The organism is Propioniciclava tarda, assembly GCF_900182665.1.
Taxonomy (GTDB): Bacteria; Actinomycetota; Actinomycetes; order Propionibacteriales; family Propionibacteriaceae; genus Propioniciclava; species Propioniciclava tarda.
Genome location: NZ_FXTL01000003.1, coordinates 12,025 through 30,298, shown reverse-complemented (window position 1 = coordinate 30,298; position 18,274 = coordinate 12,025). Strand labels below are relative to the sequence as shown.

The 18,274-nt window shown below is 70.8% G+C and carries 20 protein-coding genes; 13 read left to right on the top strand and 7 right to left on the bottom strand.

What is annotated here, in order from left to right; translation table 11 throughout:
• The first annotated feature begins 180 nt into the window (after positions 1 to 180).
• Both FN821_RS03865 and FN821_RS03860 read left to right on the top strand, forming a co-directional pair.
• A complete protein-coding gene (locus FN821_RS03865; protein WP_131171413.1) occupies positions 181 to 1,365 on the top strand; it encodes a phospholipase D-like domain-containing protein in 1,185 nt (394 codons plus the stop codon).
• A gap of 80 nt (positions 1,366 to 1,445) precedes the next feature.
• Positions 1,446 to 1,703 (top strand): GlsB/YeaQ/YmgE family stress response membrane protein, encoded by a 258-nt coding sequence (locus FN821_RS03860; RefSeq protein WP_131171369.1) that lies wholly within the window; start codon positions 1,446 to 1,448, stop codon positions 1,701 to 1,703.
• A gap of 64 nt (positions 1,704 to 1,767) precedes the next feature.
• Here the strand turns inward: FN821_RS03860 and FN821_RS03855 are convergent, their stop codons facing one another.
• Together FN821_RS03855 and FN821_RS03850 are read right to left on the bottom strand one after the other, a co-directional pair.
• Positions 1,768 to 2,460, bottom strand: a complete 693-nt coding sequence (locus tag FN821_RS03855; RefSeq protein ID WP_131171370.1) for a LuxR C-terminal-related transcriptional regulator — start codon at positions 2,458 to 2,460, stop codon at positions 1,768 to 1,770.
• On the bottom strand, positions 2,457 to 3,725 hold the full coding sequence (locus FN821_RS03850; RefSeq protein WP_131171371.1) for an ATP-binding protein: 1,269 nt from the start codon (positions 3,723 to 3,725) through the stop codon (positions 2,457 to 2,459). The genes FN821_RS03855 and FN821_RS03850 overlap by 4 nt, the downstream gene beginning before the upstream one ends.
• 87 nt (positions 3,726 to 3,812) lie before the next feature.
• Here FN821_RS03850 and FN821_RS03845 point away from each other — a divergent pair, with 87 nt between their 5' ends.
• The 7 genes from FN821_RS03845 (at position 3,813) to FN821_RS03820 (ending at position 9,183) form a co-directional block, all read left to right on the top strand.
• Complete coding sequence (locus FN821_RS03845) at positions 3,813 to 4,877, top strand: PspC domain-containing protein (RefSeq protein WP_131171372.1); 1,065 nt, start codon at positions 3,813 to 3,815, stop codon at positions 4,875 to 4,877.
• A complete protein-coding gene (locus FN821_RS14165; RefSeq protein ID WP_165489239.1) occupies positions 4,874 to 5,050 on the top strand; it encodes a hypothetical protein in 177 nt (58 codons plus the stop codon). Before FN821_RS03845 ends, FN821_RS14165 begins: the two co-directional genes overlap by 4 nt.
• 11 nt (positions 5,051 to 5,061) lie before the next feature.
• Positions 5,062 to 5,322: a PspC domain-containing protein gene (locus tag FN821_RS03840; RefSeq protein ID WP_206661988.1), complete on the top strand. Its 261-nt coding sequence runs from the start codon at positions 5,062 to 5,064 to the stop codon at positions 5,320 to 5,322.
• Positions 5,323 to 5,401: 79 nt separating this feature from the next.
• The gene (locus FN821_RS03835) at positions 5,402 to 5,989 is read left to right on the top strand and encodes a hypothetical protein (RefSeq protein ID WP_131171373.1); all 588 of its coding nucleotides are present in this window, start codon (positions 5,402 to 5,404) and stop codon (positions 5,987 to 5,989) included.
• A 120-nt stretch (positions 5,990 to 6,109) separates the two neighbouring features.
• Entirely contained in the window at positions 6,110 to 7,774 is a 1,665-nt protein-coding gene (locus FN821_RS03830; RefSeq protein WP_131171374.1) for a long-chain-fatty-acid--CoA ligase, read from the top strand.
• Positions 7,767 to 8,558 carry a uracil-DNA glycosylase gene (locus FN821_RS03825; RefSeq protein ID WP_131171375.1) on the top strand — a complete coding sequence of 264 codons (792 nt, stop codon included), beginning with the start codon at positions 7,767 to 7,769 and terminating at the stop codon, positions 8,556 to 8,558. Before FN821_RS03830 ends, FN821_RS03825 begins: the two co-directional genes overlap by 8 nt.
• Before the next feature lie 46 nt (positions 8,559 to 8,604).
• Positions 8,605 to 9,183 carry a sigma-70 family RNA polymerase sigma factor gene (locus FN821_RS03820; RefSeq protein WP_185956575.1) on the top strand — a complete coding sequence of 193 codons (579 nt, stop codon included), beginning with the start codon at positions 8,605 to 8,607 and terminating at the stop codon, positions 9,181 to 9,183.
• Between the two features lie 426 nt (positions 9,184 to 9,609).
• On the opposite strand, the gene FN821_RS03815 is transcribed toward FN821_RS03820, so the two are convergent.
• On the bottom strand, positions 9,610 to 10,533 hold the full coding sequence (locus FN821_RS03815; RefSeq protein ID WP_241660093.1) for an oxygenase MpaB family protein: 924 nt from the start codon (positions 10,531 to 10,533) through the stop codon (positions 9,610 to 9,612).
• Positions 10,534 to 10,617: 84 nt separating this feature from the next.
• Between FN821_RS03815 and FN821_RS03810 the strand changes: the two genes are divergently transcribed.
• Positions 10,618 to 11,235: a maleylpyruvate isomerase N-terminal domain-containing protein gene (locus FN821_RS03810; protein WP_131171377.1), complete on the top strand. Its 618-nt coding sequence runs from the start codon at positions 10,618 to 10,620 to the stop codon at positions 11,233 to 11,235.
• Between the two features lie 363 nt (positions 11,236 to 11,598).
• On the opposite strand, the gene guaA is transcribed toward FN821_RS03810, so the two are convergent.
• Both guaA and FN821_RS03795 read right to left on the bottom strand, forming a co-directional pair.
• Entirely contained in the window at positions 11,599 to 13,152 is a 1,554-nt protein-coding gene (guaA, locus tag FN821_RS03800) for a glutamine-hydrolyzing GMP synthase (protein WP_131171378.1), read from the bottom strand.
• A 61-nt stretch (positions 13,153 to 13,213) separates the two neighbouring features.
• Positions 13,214 to 13,459, bottom strand: a complete 246-nt coding sequence (locus FN821_RS03795) for a hypothetical protein (protein WP_131171379.1) — start codon at positions 13,457 to 13,459, stop codon at positions 13,214 to 13,216.
• 253 nt (positions 13,460 to 13,712) lie between these two features.
• Here FN821_RS03795 and FN821_RS03790 point away from each other — a divergent pair, with 253 nt between their 5' ends.
• Entirely contained in the window at positions 13,713 to 14,453 is a 741-nt protein-coding gene (locus FN821_RS03790; protein WP_131171380.1) for an SIR2 family NAD-dependent protein deacylase, read from the top strand.
• On the opposite strand, the gene FN821_RS03785 is transcribed toward FN821_RS03790, so the two are convergent.
• A complete protein-coding gene (locus tag FN821_RS03785; RefSeq protein ID WP_131171381.1) occupies positions 14,454 to 14,756 on the bottom strand; it encodes a chorismate mutase in 303 nt (100 codons plus the stop codon).
• A 173-nt stretch (positions 14,757 to 14,929) separates the two neighbouring features.
• Here FN821_RS03785 and FN821_RS03780 point away from each other — a divergent pair, with 173 nt between their 5' ends.
• Complete coding sequence (locus FN821_RS03780) at positions 14,930 to 15,856, top strand: diacylglycerol/lipid kinase family protein (RefSeq protein WP_131171382.1); 927 nt, start codon at positions 14,930 to 14,932, stop codon at positions 15,854 to 15,856.
• A gap of 1 nt (position 15,857) precedes the next feature.
• A complete protein-coding gene (locus FN821_RS03775; RefSeq protein WP_131171383.1) occupies positions 15,858 to 17,084 on the top strand; it encodes a phosphatase domain-containing protein in 1,227 nt (408 codons plus the stop codon).
• Positions 17,085 to 17,165: 81 nt separating this feature from the next.
• On the opposite strand, the gene FN821_RS03770 is transcribed toward FN821_RS03775, so the two are convergent.
• Positions 17,166 to 18,272, bottom strand: a complete 1,107-nt coding sequence (locus FN821_RS03770) for a GuaB3 family IMP dehydrogenase-related protein (RefSeq protein WP_131171384.1) — start codon at positions 18,270 to 18,272, stop codon at positions 17,166 to 17,168.
• Between the last annotated feature and the right edge of the window lie 2 nt (positions 18,273 to 18,274).

Below are 18,274 nucleotides of genomic sequence, written 5' to 3'. Positions count from 1 at the left end.
CGGACCCGGAGTCGGGGCCGAACAGGTCGGGGAACAGCGTGTCGGTCATGGCCGTACCAGGGTAGGCGGTCGGGGGGGCTTCGGCCGCCTGCCACCCTGGGCAGCACCGGGACCGTGTGTGAAGATGACCCTGTGAACGTCCCATCCCCCAAGCGGCTGTTGAAGTGGGCCCTGGCCGGGCTGGCGGCGTCCCAGGCCGTCACGATCGCCGCGCTGACCGTGGTCGACTCGGTCCGCAAGCGCAACCAGGTGACCGAGCGCTTCCCGAGCGCTCCGCCGCGCGAACTGCCCGTCGACAAGGGCGCCGTCACCATCTACACCAAGGGCCGCGCGCTCTACGACGACATGCTGGCGGCCATCGACGGCGCGGTCGATCGCATCTACTTCGAGACCTACATCTGGAAGGACGACCGCGTCGGTCGTCGGTTCAAGGACGCCCTCATCCGGGCCGCCGAGCGCGGCGTCGACGTCTTCTGCGCCTACGACGTCTTCGGCAACCTCGTGGTGAAGCAGTCGTTCTTCAAGTTTCCGGCGAGCGTCCACGTGCTTCGGCACCTGCCCTGGTCCGGCCTGCGGGGCCCGATCGTTCGGCGTAGCCCCGGCCTGAACCACCGCAAGATGCTCATCGTCGACGACGAGGTGGCCTTCGTCGGCGGCTACAACATCGGCTCGCTGTACGCCAACCGCTGGCGCGACACCCACGCCCGTGTCACCGGCGAGGCCGTCGCTGACCTCGCCAACGCGTTTGTCGACTACTGGAATCAGATCTCGCCCAAAGGTTCGCCATACCTGGAGAGCCCGACCGATCGGGCCTGGGAGTCGCCGATCCGCGTCACGCGCAACGTGCCGAGCGTCGGGGTCTACCCGATCCGCTACAGCTACCTGGAGGCGATCGATCGGGCGTCCGAGCGGATCTGGCTGACCCACGCCTACCTGATCCCGGACGACGACCTGACCCTGGCCCTGCTCGAGGCAGCGGATCGCGGCGTCGACGTCCGCATCATCGTCCCGGCCGAGTCCAACCACATCGTCGCCGACTGGCTGTCTCGCGGGTTCTACGCCTTGTTGCTCAGCCGCGGCATCCGGCTGTTCCTGTACCAGAACGCGATGGTGCACGCGAAGACGGCGACGATCGACGGCATGTGGTCGACCATCGGCACCGCGAATCTCGACCGGCTGAGCCTGATGGGCAACTACGAGATCAACATCGAGATCACGGACGCCGACGTCGCGGCCGAGATGGAGTCGATCTTCGCGATGGACGCCGGCAACTGCATCGAGCTGACCTTGACCGAGTGGCAGAACCGTCCGCTCGCGGCGAAGATCTCTGAGAAGGTCATCACCCCGCTGCGTCCGCTGCTGTAGCGCGGTCGTCACTGATTGCACCCTGGGGCAGCCCCCGGTGCCCTTCTGCGGACGCCGAGGCGGGCAGTACCGTCGTCGGCATGGGAATCATTGCTTGGATCATCATGGGTCTCGTCGCCGGTACCGTCGCGAAGATGATCATGAAGGAGGGCAACGGCAGCTGGCTGTCCTCGTTGCTCTTCGGCATCGTCGGCGCGATCGTCGGCGGCTGGATCGGCGACCTGCTCTTCGGCGGCGGCCGACTGAGCCTCTTCAATCCGATTTCGTGGGTGCTGGCCATCGGCGGCTCCTGCATCGTCATCTGGGTCGCGGGCCGTTTCCTCGGCGCTCGCCGCTGACCCACCCCACCAACCGCGAAGGCCCGGGATTCCTCCCGGGCCTTTCGTTGTGTAGCGGACGCCGTCAGACCAGTTTGCGGTCGGTCGCCCAGCGGGTGAGCTGGTGGCGGTTGGACAGCTGGAGCTTGCGCAGCACCGACGAGACGTGGGTCTCGACGGTCTTGATCGAGATGAATAGCTCCTTGGCCACCTCCTTGTAGGCGTAGCCGCGGGCGATCAGCCGCAGCACCTCGCGTTCGCGGGGGCTCAGTCGGTCGAGGTCCTCGTCGATGGACGCCAGGTCGATCGCCCCGCTGAAGGCGTCCAGGACGAACCCGGCCAGCCGCGGGCTGAAGACGGCGTCGCCCTCTGCGACGCGTCCGACGGCCTCGACGAGTTCGGGCGCCGAGATGGACTTCGTGACGTACCCGCGGGCGCCGGCTCGGATCACGCCGATGACGTCCTCGGCGGCGTCCGAGACGCTGAGCGCGAGGAAGCGCTGGTCCGGATGCGTCGCGTGGACCTGCTTGATCACCTCCGCACCACCCCCGCCGGGCAGGTGCACGTCGAGCAGGACGACGTCGGGAAGCGTCCGGGTGATGGCGTCCACCGCCGACGGCACGTCCTCGGCCTCGGCGACGATGGTCACGAACGGGCCGATGTCGTGGCGGACGCCGCTGCGGAACATCGCGTGGTCGTCGACGATGACGACTCGTCGCTGCTGGGGGGCCCGTCCGGGAGACGTGGTCTCGGGCAGGGCGGTCTCGTTCTCGCTCATCGCGTCATCTCCAGGGTCACTTCGGTGCCGGTTTCTGCACTCGATCGTAGGCGGGCGGTCCCACCGTGGCGGCGCGTGCGCTCCACGATGCTCTTGTCGATGCCCAGCCGATCCTCGGGGACGGCCGCGGGGTCGAACCCGCGGCCGCGGTCGCGGACGAACACCTCGACGTGATCGGCGTCCGCCTCGGCGTAGACGTCGACCAATGGCGCCCCCGAGTGCTTGGCCGCGTTCAGCATCGCCTCGCGCGCGGCCTTGACCAGCTCGGCGAGCTGGGGCGTCAGTTCGGCGTCCCCGACCACGACCACCTCGACGTTCACGGGGAAGTCGTCCTCGATGTCCTGGGCGGCGTCAGCGAGGGCCGCCTTGAGGGTGGCCATCGGCACCTCGGTTCCGTAGAGCCACGTGCGTAGCTCGCGCTCCTGCCGCCGCGCGAGCCGGGTGACCTCGTGCGGCTCGTACGCCTGCTTCTGGATCAGGGCGAGCGTCTGCAGCACCGAGTCGTGGAGGTGGGCGGCCATGTCGGCGCGGGCGTCCGAGACGATGCGCGCCTCGCGCGCCTGGACGAGCGCCCGCCGGACGCGCAACAGCCACGGGGCCGCCAGGGCGGCCAGGCCCACGAGCGCCAGCCCGATGGCCGCCAGCGTGCGGGACGCGACCGCCCCCTCGCCGAGCGGCAGCAGCATGGCCGTCAGCACCACCGCGGACGCCCCCGCCAGCAGCCCGACGCCGAGCGCGAGGGCCGTCGTCCAGTTGGCCAGCAGGGGCAGCAGCCAGGCGAAGGGGCCGTCGGACGCCTTGAGGTCCTTCGCCGACGCGTGGTCGGCCTGCCACCACACCAGGGCCAGGCCCCCCGAGGCCAGAACGCCGACCAGGAACCAGTTGGTGGGCAGGCCCAGGCCCGAGCGCTGGACGATCCAGACCAGGCCGGAGCCGAACAGCGCCAGCGCGATCAGCTGGCCCCAGTCGCCCGGCCCGTGGGCCTGGGCAGCTGCGCCCTGGGGCCGCAGCCCGGCGCGGCGGTGGGCGTCCAGGCCCGGGGCGTCGGGGGCGTCCGACATCAGCGGGACGATCAGCCACACCAACACGTACGCAAGCACGCCGGTCAGGCGCCAGGACGCCAGCACGATGAAGATCAGCCGCAGGAACAGCGGCGAAACCCCTAGGTAGGCGGCGATTCCGGCGCACACTCCGCCGAGCCAGCCCTGGTCGGGCAGCCGGACGACCAGCCGAGGGGCCGGGGCGTCCAGGCGGTCGAGGGTCACGGTGCCAGCTTAGGGCCGACGTCGTTGGGGGTGGCTTCAGGGGCCGTCCCGATAGGGCGCCCTGGGGACGCGTAGCAGGATGGGCCCATGACCAACACGCCCATGCTGCGCCGGGACTCGTCCCACGGCGTCGTGGGCGGCGTGTGCGCCGGTCTGGCCCGCACCTGGCAGGTGGATCCGCTGCTGGTCCGGGCCGGCTTCCTCGTCGCCGTCGTCATCAGCTGGGGCCTCGGCCTGGTGCTGTACGGGGTGCTGTGGGCGGCCCTTCCTGCCGACGCCTCACGGCGGACGCCGACGCGCAACCTCTCCCCCACGCACGTCATCGCCATCATCGCCCTGCTGGTCTTCGCGATCTCCATGGCGCTTCCCGAGGGCCGCTACGCGGCGGTGGGCCTCAGCATCCTCGCCCTGCTGGCGGCTGGCTGGTACCTGACCCGGCATCGGCGCCGGCCGGCGTCCACCACGCGTCCGGCCGAGCAGGTCTCGCAGTGGAAGCAGCCGCCCGGCTCGCCCCAGGTCGGGTTGGCCCAGAACCCGCTGCTCGCTGTGACGCGACGGGCTCCCCTGGGCGGCTGGGTCCCGATCGTCAGCGCCGTGGGCGCCTCCTGGCTGGCGCTCGCGATCGTTTCGGTCGCGGCCGGCTCCGTGCGGCCCGTCGCCTACCCCTCCATCGCACTGGCGATCATGGCGATCGCGCTGTTGGCCTCGGCCCGCCCGCGCGGCGTCGCGCGTCCGCGGCCGCGGGGTCTGGTGCTGGCTGGCCTGGCCACCTCCCTCGTCACGCTGTCGCTGATCCTGCCGTCCGCGACGCCGGCTTCGCAGGCCGTGACGCAGGGACCCATCTCGGCGTCCGAAGAGGTCATCGAGCTGGGAATCGGCCGCAACACCGTCGACCTCAGCCAGCGGACGCTCACCTCGGATCACGAGGTCACCATCACCGGCGATGCCGGCTCGCTGACCCTGCTGCTGCCCACGGACGTCAACGTCGAGGTGACCTACCAGGTCGACGCGGGCCGCGTCCGGACGCCTCAGCAGAGCGACGCCCAGGGCATGGACCTCCAACTCAGCGAGTCCTACGCGAGCGACCCCGCCAAGCCCACCCTGCGCGTGTTGGTGGCGCTGGGCATGGGTACCGTGGAGGTGCGCCGATGACCGGGCGTCCGGATGGAATGAGCGTCACCGTCGGCCTGCTCTTCGGTGCGATCGCGGCCGTGGGGCTGTGGTCCGCCGTGGGCACGGTGGACTGGGCGCTCGTGGGCGTCGGGCTCCCCGTGGCCCTCGTCGCGATCGGCGTCCTCGGCATCAACATCAGTCGTCACCAGTAACCCTCAACCCCATGAAAGGCACCACGATGGACAAGAAACTCGTCCGCAGCACCTCCGACAAGTTCCTGGCAGGCGTCTGCGGCGGCCTCGCCAAGTACTTCGGGATCGATGCCACGCTCGTCCGGATCGGTGCGGTGCTCATCGCGCTCCTGATTCAGCCCATCGGCTGGATGCTCTACCCGGCCCTGTGGCTGCTCATGCCGACCGACAACGGCGGCCCGTCCGGCCTGGCGCAGCTGACCGACTGGGTCAAGCAGTCCAACCGCCGCTGACGTGCGCCAGCCTCGGCCGCCCCACGCCTCATCTTCTGCGGGGGCGGCCGGAATGGGCCGCGCGGGTCGTTTCCCCGGCATGACGTACGAGATTCGCCAAGAGCCCGAGCAGTTGGCGTTCGGCATTCCGTCGGACTGGAACACGCGTCCACGCCTGACGTTGTGGATGGCGTTCTTGGTCGGCTTCGTCGCGACGATGGTCGTCGTGGGCGGCTGCTTCATGATGGCGGAGGGCCTCATCCTCAACGGACTGCTCGGCATCGTTCTCGGTCTGATCGCGGCATCGCCTCTGGTGTGGCGGCGGCTCCCCCACCGCGACGTGCTGCTGAGGCGTCCGGATGCCCAAGAAGCGGATCTCGGCATCGCTTTCGACCAGCCTCGCTGGCGCGGCGGCGCCGCAGCCGCCTTGAGTGCCGTGCTGGGGCTGCTCATCGTCGCCGGCGGGGTCAAGACGTTGGCGGAAGGATTCGCCGACGTGAACGGCAGCCAGCTGGCCAATCTCATCCAGGGAAGCATCGCCGGGGTGCTCGGCGGTGGCCTCGTGGCCTTCGGCATCGTCTCGGCCCGCGGCTGGCGGGCCGAGCCGGACCGCGGCGACGTCGTGCTGACCGCGCGGGGCGTCCGGATCGGAGATCCCGAGCCAACCCCAAGCGACGCGTCGAGGTAGGCATGGAGGCCTCCGTGCTGCGCGCTCGACGCATCACCGCCGCGGTTGATCCGCGGGCATGGCGCTGAGCCTTCTCGACCTCCGGCGGACGGACGCGTCGGCGTCCGGAAGAATAGGCATGTGACCACCACACAACCCTGGGTGAAGAACTACGCCCCCGGCGTCCCCGCAGAGATCGAGCTGCCGACCGACTCCTTGGTCGACCTCTTCGACCGGGCGATCGCGGCCGGCGGGGACGCCGTCTCGTGTGAGTTCTTCGGCGCAACGACCACCTTCCGGCAGCTGGGCGACGACGTGGCGCGATTGGCGGACGCTCTCCGTCGCCTCGGCGTCCGCGCCGGCGACCGGGTCGCCATCGTGCTGCCGAACTGTCCGCAGCACGTCGTGGCCTTCTACGCCGTCCTGCGGCTGGGGGCCGTGGTCGTCGAGCACAATCCGCTCTACACCGCTCACGAGCTCGCGGGCATGTTCGCCGACCACGACGCGCGCGTCGCGATCGCCTGGGACGTCGCGGCGCCCAAGTTGCCGTCGCTCGACCACGTCATCGCGGTCAACCTGCTGGACGCCTTCCCGCGCCTGAAGCGCCTCGCGCTGGGGCTGCCCGTCAAGAAACTGCGCGCGACCCGCGACCGGCTGCACGCGGACGCCCCGGGCACGACGCCGTGGAAGACCGCCCTCAAGGGGAGCCGGCTGACGGCGTCCCACCCCCGGCCCGGACTGCACGACCTGGCCGTCATCCAGTACACGTCGGGCACGACCGGCAACGTCAAGGGCGCGATGCTCTCGCACTACAACCTGCACGCGAACGCGCTGCAGGGCGCGGCCTGGATGTGCGACGCCGTCGACGGTCGAGAGGTCAACTACGCGCTGCTGCCGATGTTCCACGCATTCGGGATGACGCTGTACCTCACGTTCGGCCTGCTCAAGCGGACGCGGCTGGTGCTGTTCCCCAGCTTCGACGTCGACCTCGTCTTGGACGCCGCCAAGAAGTCCCCGCCGACGATTTATTGCGCCGTGCCGCCGATCTACGACCGGACCGCCCAGCGGGCCGCCGAGCGTGGCATCTCCCTGGCCAGCGCCAAGTTCTGCATCTCGGGCGCGATGGCGCTGACCGACGACATCGTGGCGCGCTGGGAGTCCGTCTCGGGTGGCCTGCTCGTCGAGGGCTACGGGCTGACCGAGTCGTCGCCGGTGGCGCTCGGCAACCCCTTCGCCCCCACGCGGAAGACGGGGACGATCGGCGTCCCCTTCCCGTCGACGCTGACGCGGGTGGTCGACCCGGACGATCCGTCCGTCGAGGTGCCTGCCGGCACACCCGGTGAGCTGCTGATCAAGGGGCCGCAGGTGTTCTCGGGCTACTGGAACGCCCCCGACGAGACCGCCAAGTCGCTGCTGGAGGGCGGCTGGCTGCGCACCGGGGACCTCGTCATCGTGGACGCCGACGGCTTCACCACCATCGTCGACCGCATCAAGGAGCTGATCATCACGGGCGGGTTCAACGTGGCGCCGTCCGAGGTCGAGGCCGAGCTGCGCGAGCATCCCGCCATCGCGGACGTCGCGGTCGTCGGGATGCGCGACGGGTCCGGCGGCGAGCGGGTCGTGGCGGCGGTCGTGCCGACGGCCGGGGCGACGATCGACAGCGGCGAGCTGCGGACGTGGGCCAAGGAGCGGCTGGCGGCGTACAAGGTCCCGCGCGAGTTCGTAGCCGTCGAGGCACTGCCCACGTCGCTGCTGGGCAAGGTGCTGCGCAAGCAGGTCCGGGACCAGTTGGCGGCTCGTGGCTGAGGTCTCCCGGCGCCCGGCTGAGCCCGGCGCCGGCTGGCCGGGCGATCCCGCGGACGCCGCCACGCCGGTCGCGCGGTCGGCGTCCGACGTGCGGCGAATCGCCGCCGACCTCGGGCTGACCGGCCTGGACACCGCCGTCTCGGTCTGCGCGGCCTGCCCGCGCCTGGTCGAGTGGCGCGAACGGGTCGCCGCCGAGAAGCGGGCGGCGTTCGCGTCCGAGGCGTACTGGGGGCGTCCGGTGCCGTCGCTGGGCGATGTGGACGCGAGCGTCCTCATCGTCGGACTCGCGCCGGCGGCCCACGGCGCCAACCGGACCGGTCGCATGTTCACCGGCGACCGGTCCGGGGACTGGCTCTTCGCCGCGCTGCACCGGGCGGGCTACGCGTCGCAGGCGTCCAGCGTGGCGGCGGACGACGGGCTGACGCTGACCGGCGTCCGGATCACCGCAACCTGCCACTGCGCGCCGCCGGCCAACAAACCGACGACCGAAGAGCAGGCCACGTGCGCGGGCTGGCTCGACCGGGAACTGACGGTGCTGGCGCCGCAGCTTCGCTCGATCCTGTGCCTGGGCGGGATCGCCTGGGACGCCACCCTGGCTGCCGCCAAGCGGCTCGGCTGGGGCGTCCCGTCGCCGAAGCCCACGTTCGGGCACGGATCCGCGGCGATCGTGGACGCCGACGGCCACGGGTTGGCCTTGATCGGCTCGTACCACGTCAGCCAGCAGAACACCTTCACCGGACGCCTGACGACCGCCATGCTGGACGACGTGATCTCCCGATGCTGACGTGCAACCTTCCTGACGCGTCCGGCGTGTAGGGGGCATGACAGCGGTGGCCACCCCAGTCCCCGCGCTCGACGCACGGGACTTCGAGGGCTTCGTCGCCGACCACCAGGTCGGCCTTCGCCGGTCCGCGCTCGCCCTCACGGGCAACGGCGCGGACGCCGATGACCTCCTCCAAAGCACCCTGGTGAAGGGGTACCTCGCCTGGAGCCGGCTCGACGACCGGGACAACCTCGGCGCCTACGCGCGCACGACCATGTCGCGCACGTATGTCTCGCTGTGGCGAGCCTGGGGACGCGGCGAGGTCGCGTCGGCAGCGGTGCCCGAGACGGCCGCGCCGGAGGCGTCCGGGATCGCGGAGAACGACCTGATCTGGCGCGGTCTCCGTGATCTCGGACGCCGCCAGCGCGCGATCGTCGTCCTGCGGTTCTACGAGGACCTCGATCACGCCGCCATCGCCTCGACGCTCGGCATCCGCGTCCGCCGCCACCGGCGCACCGCGCTGGCCGCCACCGCGCTCGTCGCCGTCGCGGGCGGGGCGTGGGGCGTGGCCTCGAGGCCCCGGCCCACCACCCAGCCGTCGGCGTCCGAAGCGCCCAACACCCCCCGGGAGTGGACTGGCGCGTGACGTGTCGACCTACCCGGCGGCCGAGTTCACCTCGCCCGACGGCAACGTCTACTGCCGCCTGGACGGAGACCTCGCCGGCTGCGGGCTCAAGGGGGCCGACCCCGGGGTGCTCCCGGATCCGTCGACCTGCGCCACCCAGGGCGTCGTCAAGGGCGTCGCCGTCAACGCGTCCGGCCCGGCGTCCTGGGCCTGCGGCAGCGACCCGATGGCCTTCCCGTTCCTGAACGGGGACGGCACCCGCTGGTGGGATGCGTCCTTCGGCGGGACCGCGTCCTGGCCGAACGAGACGCGTCAGCTCGCTGGCCGGAGACTTCCGCTGCACGATGACAACGGACGGTCCGAGTTGTACGAACACGGCAACGGGCCATCGCTTCACGGTCAACCGCCTAGGGCCGAAGCAGGGTTGATCGCCGTCGTCGGCGGGGCTCAGCCGGCGGGCGGGGCGCTGCGGCGTCCGTCTTGGACGCCGGCCAGCCCCCAGCGGACCGCCGCCGCCCCGAACCGGCCGAGGGGGCGTCCGGCGATGGTCGCGACGCGGTCGAACGGGACGTCCAGCATCGTGCGCGCCCAGTCGGGCAGGATCGCGATCGCGCCGGCGACGAGGGTGGCGTAGCCGGGACGAGCGACGAGCGGAAGCGGCGGCTCGACGATCAGGAAGCGGGCGGCGTCCCGGGCGGGCTCGGTGACCTCGAGCTCGGGGCGGTAGGCGTCGATCGTGGCGCGCAGGTCGGCCAAGGTCGTCGGCGGCTCGGGGACGCCGAGCAGTGAAGCGGCGCGTCCGGCCTGGGCCACATACGTGTCGGCCTCGGCGGGCGTGAGGCGTCCGGCGCCGTAGGCCTGGTAGGCGGTCAAGAACGAGTCGATCTCGGCGACGTGGACCCACGTCAGCAGGTGCGGATCGGACGCGCGGTAGGGGCGTCCGGCATGGTCCTTGCCCTGGACGCGGTCGTGGACGCCGCGCACCTTGGCGATGACGGCCTCGGCGTCTTCGAAGGTGGCGTAGGTCGTGTAAGCGATGTAGTCGGCGGTGCGGGCGAGGCGTCCCCAGGGATCGGAGCGGTAGCCCGAGTGCCCGGCGACACCGGCCATGGCGGCCGGATGCAGCGACTGCAACAGCAGCGCGGTGATGCCGCCGACGAACATCGAGGCGTCCTCGTGGACGCGCCAGATGGGGTCGTCCGGGGTGAACCACCGCTCCCCCGGCTTGCCCCAGATCGTCTGGCCGCGCTCGGCAGCGTCCGGGCCGGCCACCTTCGATCGCAGGGTCTCACCGAACGTCTGCTGGACCTTGCCCACCGCTTTCCCCAGCCGCAGGATCGGCGGCGTCGGCAGGGGCGGGGTGAGCTTCACGCGGCCATGGTAGTTCGCTGACCCGAGCCCAACGGCGTCCTCGGCCGGGTTGACCCACCGAGCTGACCGGCATCTACTGGCCCCATGACGACCGCTGAGGCTTGGTTCACCGATGCGACCCAAGGGGTCCTGGAATTGGTCGAGCAGATTCCAGCCGGGACGTGGGATGTCCCTGGCCTTGGGGACTGGACACTGCGCGAGCTGGTCGCGCACACGGGTCGGTCCTGGACGCTGCTCGGCACCTACCTGGCCGAGCCCACCCCGGGCGCCGTGGGCGTCGGAACGGCGGCGTCCTATGTCGCTCGCGGACTGGTCCAGCCTGGGATCCACGCCGGAGTGCTGGCGCGCGGCCGCGAGGATGCACTCGGGCTCGGGGATGACCCCGCGACGACGCTGCGCGGCTTCGCGGCGGAGGCCATGGCCCTGGTTGCGGCGACCCCTCCGGGGCGGCTCGTCCCCACGAGAATCTGCCCGCTGCCCTTGGGCGAGTTCGTGAAGACCAGGGCCTTCGAGCTGACGGTGCACGGGTTGGACATCGCGCGCGCTGCCGGTCTTCCGATACCGGAGGCTCTGGATCGCGCTACCGGACCAGCTCTCGCGCTGGCGTCCGAAATCGCCGCGGAACGCGGCCTGGCCGCGCCGCTGCTCCTGGCCGCGGCCGGACGCGAGCCGCTGCCCGCCGGGTTCACGCTCCTGGGCTGAGCCGAGCTTCGCTCCACGTGTGACCTTGTTGGCGTCTACCCCGACCAAGACACACGTGGACCCGGGTCGGTTCCCCCCATGACCGCTGAGGCCTCTTCTGCGCGCCTACGACGCGCAACTGCGCACCGAGGCCGAGGTTGTTGGTGCCGACTCGCTCCACGGGATGGGTCCGCTGTGGCTGGCCGTCGTCGGTGGACGCCGCGGCTTCGTGACGTACGCATCATTCGACGGCCCGCGCCGCCATGGCACTGGGCAAGCGCTACCTGCACTCGGATTCCACCGAGTTCTCCCGCCCCATCCTCGAATGGTCGGGGCTGGTCAAGGTCACGACGACGACGCCCTACGTGTGGCGACGCCGCTGAGTCACTCCCACTCGATGGTGCCCGGTGGCTTGCTCGTGACGTCGACGACCACGCGGTTGATCTCGCGGACCTCGTTGGTGATCCGGGTGCTGATCTTCTCGAGCAGGTCGTAGGGCAGGCGTCCCCAGTCGGCGGTCATGGCGTCCTCCGACGTCACCGGACGGAGCACCACCGGGTGCCCGTACGTCCGCTGATCACCCTGGACGCCGACGCTGCGGACGTCCGCGAGCAGGACGATCGGGAACTGCCAGATCTCGCGATCCAGGCCGGACTCCGTGAGCTCGTGGCGCGCGATGGCGTCCGCCTGACGCAGGATGTCGAGTCGCTCCTTCGTGACCTCGCCGATGATGCGAATGCCCAAGCCAGGACCAGGGAACGGGTGCCGCCAGACCATCTCGTCGGGCAGCCCGAGCTCGGTGCCGACGGCGCGGACCTCGTCCTTGAACAGGGTCCGCAGGGGCTCGATGAGCTTGAACTGCAGGTCGTCCGGCAGGCCGCCGACGTTGTGGTGACTCTTGATGTTGGCGGCACCCTCGCCACCCCCGGACTCGACCACGTCGGGGTACAACGTGCCCTGCACGAGGTACTCGATGTGGGCGTCCGCGTCGATGTCGCGCACCGTCTGCTCGAAGGTGCGGATGAACTCGCGGCCGATGATCTTGCGCTTGGTCTCCGGCTCAGTGACGCCGGCGAGGGCCGACAGGAAGCGGTCCTCGGCGTCCGCGACGACGAGCTTGATGCCGGTGATTCGCGGGAAGTCCTGCATGACCTGCTCGCGTTCGCCGGCGCGCAGCAGCCCGTGATCGACGAAGGCGCAGGTCAGCTGATCGCCGATCGCGCGGTGCACCAGCGCCGCCGCCACGGCCGAGTCGACGCCCCCCGAGAGTCCACAGAGGACGGCCGCGTCCCCGACCTGCGCGCGGATCGCAGCAACCGCGTCGTCCACGATGGACGCCGGCGTCCAAGTCGGCTCACAGCCGGCGATGTCGTACAGGAAGTGGGTCAGGATCGTCTGCCCGTGCTCGGAGTGCAGTACCTCCGGGTGCCACTGGACGCCGGCCAGTCGCCGGTCGGCGTCCTCGAAGGCCGCGACGGGGGCGCCGGGGGTATGTGCGAGCGGCATGAAGCCGGCCGGGGCGTCCTGGACCGAGTCGCCGTGGCTCATCCAGATGCTGAAGGCCGTCGGCAGCCCGGCCAGCAGCGTGCCGGGGGCGTCCACGGAGGCGGTGGTGCGGCCGAACTCGGACAAGCCGGTGCGGGCGACGCGTCCGCCGAGGGCGTCCGCCATGGCCTGGAAGCCGTAGCAGATGCCGAAGACCGGGACGCCCTGGGCGAACAGCGCCGGGTCGACCTGGGGCGCTCCGGGGGCGTAGACCGACTGTGGCCCGCCGGACAGGATGATCGCGCTCGGCGACTTCGCCATGATCTGGGCGACCGATGCGGTGTGCGGCATGATCTCGGAGAACACCTTGGCCTCGCGGACGCGCCGAGCGATCAGCTGCGCGTACTGGGCCCCGAAGTCGATGACGATCACTGAGTCGTGCGGGTGTGCCATGGCGCTCAGTCTAGGGCTGGACGCTCCCTCGTTCGGACGCCGTTGGGCCTGGTGAGCAGGGCTAAAGATCGTTGCCGGCGTAGCTTTGATTGAACGATTTGTTGGCCAAGGGGAAGTCCGGAACGATCGTGTCGGTCAGCGCCGGACCGATCGCCGGCCAGTTGAAGAACGACGGATCGACGACCTTCACGCGGGAGACCGTGCCGGCGGCGTCCAGTTCGACGCGGTGGACGATCGTCCCGCGCCAGCCCTCCACGATCCCCAGACCGGCGGACGCCTCCTGTGCGGCATCCGGGCCTTTCGACAAGCTCAGGGAACGGTCTGAGGGGGTGAGATCGGCCAGCCGTGCGGTGAGATCCGCGACCAGGCGCGCCGAGACGGCAATCTCGCGACGCCGCACCTCAAACCGCGCCCGGACGTCACCCGCCGGCTCGGTGAACCGTTAGGGGTTGCGTGCCGCATCGCCCGCGGATTCCGCAACCCCGACAACTACCGCCTTGACGACCACAGCCGCTCGGACCAGCTGGTCACCCGCGACGTGGCGCAGTGAAATGGACACCATGACGATTGTCCCTGTCGAAGTGCTCGATGTCGCCCGAACGGCGCGGCGGATCACGGTGCTGACCGGCGCGGGGATGTCGGCCGAGAGCGGCGTGCCGACGTTCCGGGACGCCCAGAGCGGCCTCTGGTCCCGGTTCGATCCGGCGCAACTGGCCACCGAGGATGCCTTCCGCCGCGATCCGGCGCTCGTGTTCGGATGGTACGTCTGGCGCCTCGGACGCGTCCGCGAGGCTGGCCCGAACGCGGGCCACCTGTCGCTGGCGCAGTGGGCCCGGTCGGCCGATGTGCGGATCGTCACCCAGAACGTCGACGACCTCCACGAGCGCGCGGGCAGCGAGGTGCTGGCCCATCTTCACGGTTCGCTGGCCGCCTTCCGCTGCCTGGACTGTGGGCGTCCGTTCGACGGTGACCTGCCCGAGCCGGACGCTGTCGGTCGCGCCGCTCCTCCACGCTGCCCCTGCGGCGGACTCGTCCGCCCGGGGGTGGTGTGGTTCGGCGAGCCGCTGCCCCAGAAGGCCTTTGCCGACGGCGTCCTGGCTTGTCGCGACACGGAGCTGCTGCTCGTCGTCGGCACGTCCGGCATCGTCTACCCGGCCGCCGGGCTTCCCGACCTGGCGCGATCCATGGGCGTGCCCGTCGTCGAGATCAATCCCGAGCCCACTGAGTTGTCGCCCTCGTGCGACGTGACGTGGCGGACCACCGCCGCGACCGGCCTCCCGACCCTGGTGGCCGCGCTGTGACTAGGCCTCGTCAGGATGCCGGTCGGCGATCGCCTCGTGATTGCGAATGACCTCGCGCACGACGAACGCCAGGAACTGCTCCGCGAACTCGGGGTCGAGGCCCGCGTCGACGGCGATCTCGCGGAGGCGTCCGATCTGCTGCTCCTCGCGGGCAGGATCCGACGGCGGCAGACCGAGGCTCGCCTTGAGGTGACCGACCTGCTGCGTGATCTTGAAGCGCTCGGCGAGGACCCGGATCATCACCTGGTCCATGTTGTCGATGCTGGCGCGGAGCCGGAGCAGTTCGTCGGGGGTCTCGGACATGGGCGCAGCGTAATCGGCGCTCCCGGGCTCGCTGGCCGATCTCGCGGAAGCGCCATAACGACCGGTGACGTCTCCCGACCGAACGGGCGGATCAGCCAGGGCCATGAGTCCAGCTCGGTCGGGCGACGCCACCGTCCCAGCTCGGCGGTGGACGGTGCTGCGACAATGGCCGCGTGCACCCACCGAACACTCCTCAGCGCGTGTTCGTCGTGCTCAACCCCGTCCACCGCTCGGCCCGACGGGCGGCGTCCGAGTTGGCGCGCCAAGCGGCCGCCTCGGGGCGTCCGCTGACGATCCTGCGCACGTCGGTCGCCGAGCCGGGAGGGAGCCAGGCCAGGGCCGCCCTGGACGCCGGTGCGCGGCTCGTGGTGGTCGTGGGCGGGGACGGAACCGTCCGGCAGGTGGCGGGCGCGCTGGCCGGCAGCGGCGTGCCCCTCGGGATCGTCCCCACCGGGACGGCGAACCTGTTCGCCCGCAACCTCGGCCTGCCCGCTCGCCTATCGGGCCAAGTCAGCACGGCATTGATTGGGACGCCGACCAGCAGCGACATCGGCTGGGCGCGGTCTCGGCACGGGGACGAGTGGTCCGGCGAGCAACCGTTTCTCGTGGTCGCCGGCATCGGTCGCGACGCAGCGACGGTGCTGGCAACCCGGCCCTGGCTCAAGCGCAGGCTCAGTTGGCTCGCCTACTTCGAGGCGGGCCTGCGGCACGCCTGGCGTCCACCGCTGCCGATGACCGTCGCGATCGACGGGCGTCCGGCGCGCGAGGTGGACGCCTGGTGCGTGCTCGCCGGCAACTGCGGACGCCTCCCGGCTGGTATCACCGTCTTCGCGGACGCCCGCGCCGACGACGGCGTCCTCGACACGCTCATCGTCGCCGTGAAGCGTCCGTGGCACTGGGCGTCGGTCGCGGCCAAAGGCGTCCTGCACGTGTCGTCCGACGTCGCTGCCCTCGACTACGGACGCGCCCACGACGTCGTGGTGCGTCCGCGGACGCCGCAGCCGGTCCACCTCGACGGCGACCCGTTCCCGGCCGTGGACGAGGCGCGCTGGCGCGTCGCGGCGTCCGAACTCATGGTGTTGACCCCGAAGAAGGGCTGAGATGACCGACCCGACTGCACTGCTGCGAGCCCTGATCGAGGGCCCCACGGACGCCACCCGCGAGGGCGAGGCGCTGGTCCTCCTGCGGGGCGCGACGACCGCCGAGCTGAACGACATGATCGTCGGCACCGACATGCACCGGCTGTTCGCCAGCCTGGACGATCGCCTGCTCGGACCCGACAACCGGACCGCCCTCATCGAGTTGTTGACTCGCGAGCGGCAGTCCGAGCTGAGCGTCGCGGCGGCCGCGGAGGTGATCTACGGGCTGCAACGTGGCTGGTCCGGACGCGCCCGCGAAGAGGCGATCCGCGACCTGCTGCTAGCGCGGACGGGGGTCGAACTCACTCACCTCAAGAACCAGATCAACAGCCGGACCGACGTCTACGACCTCGAGGGGCTGGTGTTCGGGGCCGTCGACGACGGCGATCTGCGGCGACAGATCCTGGACCACCTCGCCGCCGAGGCGGACACCTTCGCGTGCGACGAGGCGAAGATCATCTCCGACATCGACGACACGGCCTTCTGCCGACTGCACGACAACCGCTACCCGAAGGGCACCCTCTACCCGGGGCTCTTGGCGCTCTACGACGCCCTCGATCACGGCCCCCACGATGACCCCTTCTCGCTCGGCGACCTGACGTTCGTGACGGCCCGTCCGGGGGACGTCCTGGGGCTGATCGAGACGGCCACCAGGTCGTCGCTCGCCAAGGCCGGCATCGCACAGTCGTCGGTGATCACCGGCACCTGGCTGTCGTTGTTCACCCACGACCTGATGGCGGGCCAGAAACTGGTCAACATCGAGCACTACCACGGCCTGTTCCCCGAATATCACCTGGTGTTCCTGGGCGACTCGGGCCAAGGCGACGTCATCTTGAGCGAGAAGCTCGCCGAACGCTTCCCCGGCACGCTGCGCGCGGCGTTCATCCACGACGTCGTCGACACCCCGGACACCCGCCGCGCCGAGTACGCGGCGAAGGGCATCTTCTTCCACGACACCTACGTCGGCTGCGCGACGAAGGCGCTCGAGCTGGGACTCATCTCGCGCGCCGGGCTCGATCGGGTCGTCTCCGAGTCCCGGACCGGACTCGACGGCGTCCGCTGGTCGTCGCCGGACCAGGAGTCCCGCATGAGGTCTTTGGTCCAGCGGGACGCCGACGCCGCGGCCTCCGCGGTGCCGGGCATCACAGTGGATGCCTCCACGGGGACACCGACCGGTTCGGCGTCGTAACGAGCGCAATCTCTGCTGGTTTCGCGCCCCCCAAGGGGCCCGAACCTGACGTTGAACGGCCAACCACCGGCCGGCGTCGCCCTAGTTGTGGACGACGACCTCGACGCGCTGGAAGTCCTTGACCTCGGTGTAGCCGCAGGTGGCCATGGACTTCCTCAGCGCCCCGACGAGGTTCATCGTGCCGTCCGCCGTCACGGCCGGGCCGAACATGACCTCCTCGAGCGTCCCGACCTGGTCGAAGCGCGCGCGCTCACCGCGCGGGAGCCGCGGGTGCCAGGCCTCCGGACCCCAGTGCCAGCCGCGGCCGGGGGCGTCCGTGGCTCGCGCCAGCGGCGTCGAAACCATCGCGGCGTCCGCGCCACAGGCGATCGCCTTGGCGATGTCGCCCGACTTGCCCAGCGCCCCGTCGGCGATCACGTGCACGTACCGGCCACCGGACTCGTCCAGGTAGTCCCGACGCGCCGCCGCCACGTCGGCGATCGCGGACGCCATCGGCACCTCGACGCCCAGCACGTTGCGGGTCTTCTTCGTCGCCCCGCCACCGAAGCCGACGAGGACGCCCGCGGCGCCGGTCCGCATCAGGTGTAGGGCGGCCTGATAGGTCGCGCAGCCGCCGACGATGACGGGAACGTCGAGCGCGTAGATGAACTCCTTGAGGTTGAGCGGCTCCTCGCTGGTGGCCACGTGCTCAGCCGAAACCGTGGTGCCGCGGATCACGAAGAAGTCCACCCCCGCCTTCTCCACGATCGACGCGAACTCGCGCGTCCGCTGCGGCGACAGCGACCCCGCGACCGGGACGCCGGCGTCCCGAATCTCCTTCATGCGGGCCGCGATGAGCTCGCCCTTGACCGGCTCGGCGTAGATCGCCTGCAGCCGGCGGGTCGCCTTGATCGGATCGCTGATGGCTGCCAGCTCGGCGAACAGCTCGGTCGGATCCTCGTAGCGCGTCCACAGGCCCTCGAGGTTCAGGACGCCGAGGCCGCCGAGCTTGCCGAACTCGATCGCGGTCGCGGGCGACATGACCGAGTCCATCGGCGCGGCGACCAGCGGGAACTCGAACGACAGCGCATCGATCGACCAGGTGAGGTTGACGTCCGAGGGCGTCCGCGTGCGCCGGGTGGGCACGATCGCGATGTCGTCGAAGCCGTAGACGACGGCGGCCCGCTTGGAGCGTCCGATTTCGATCATTG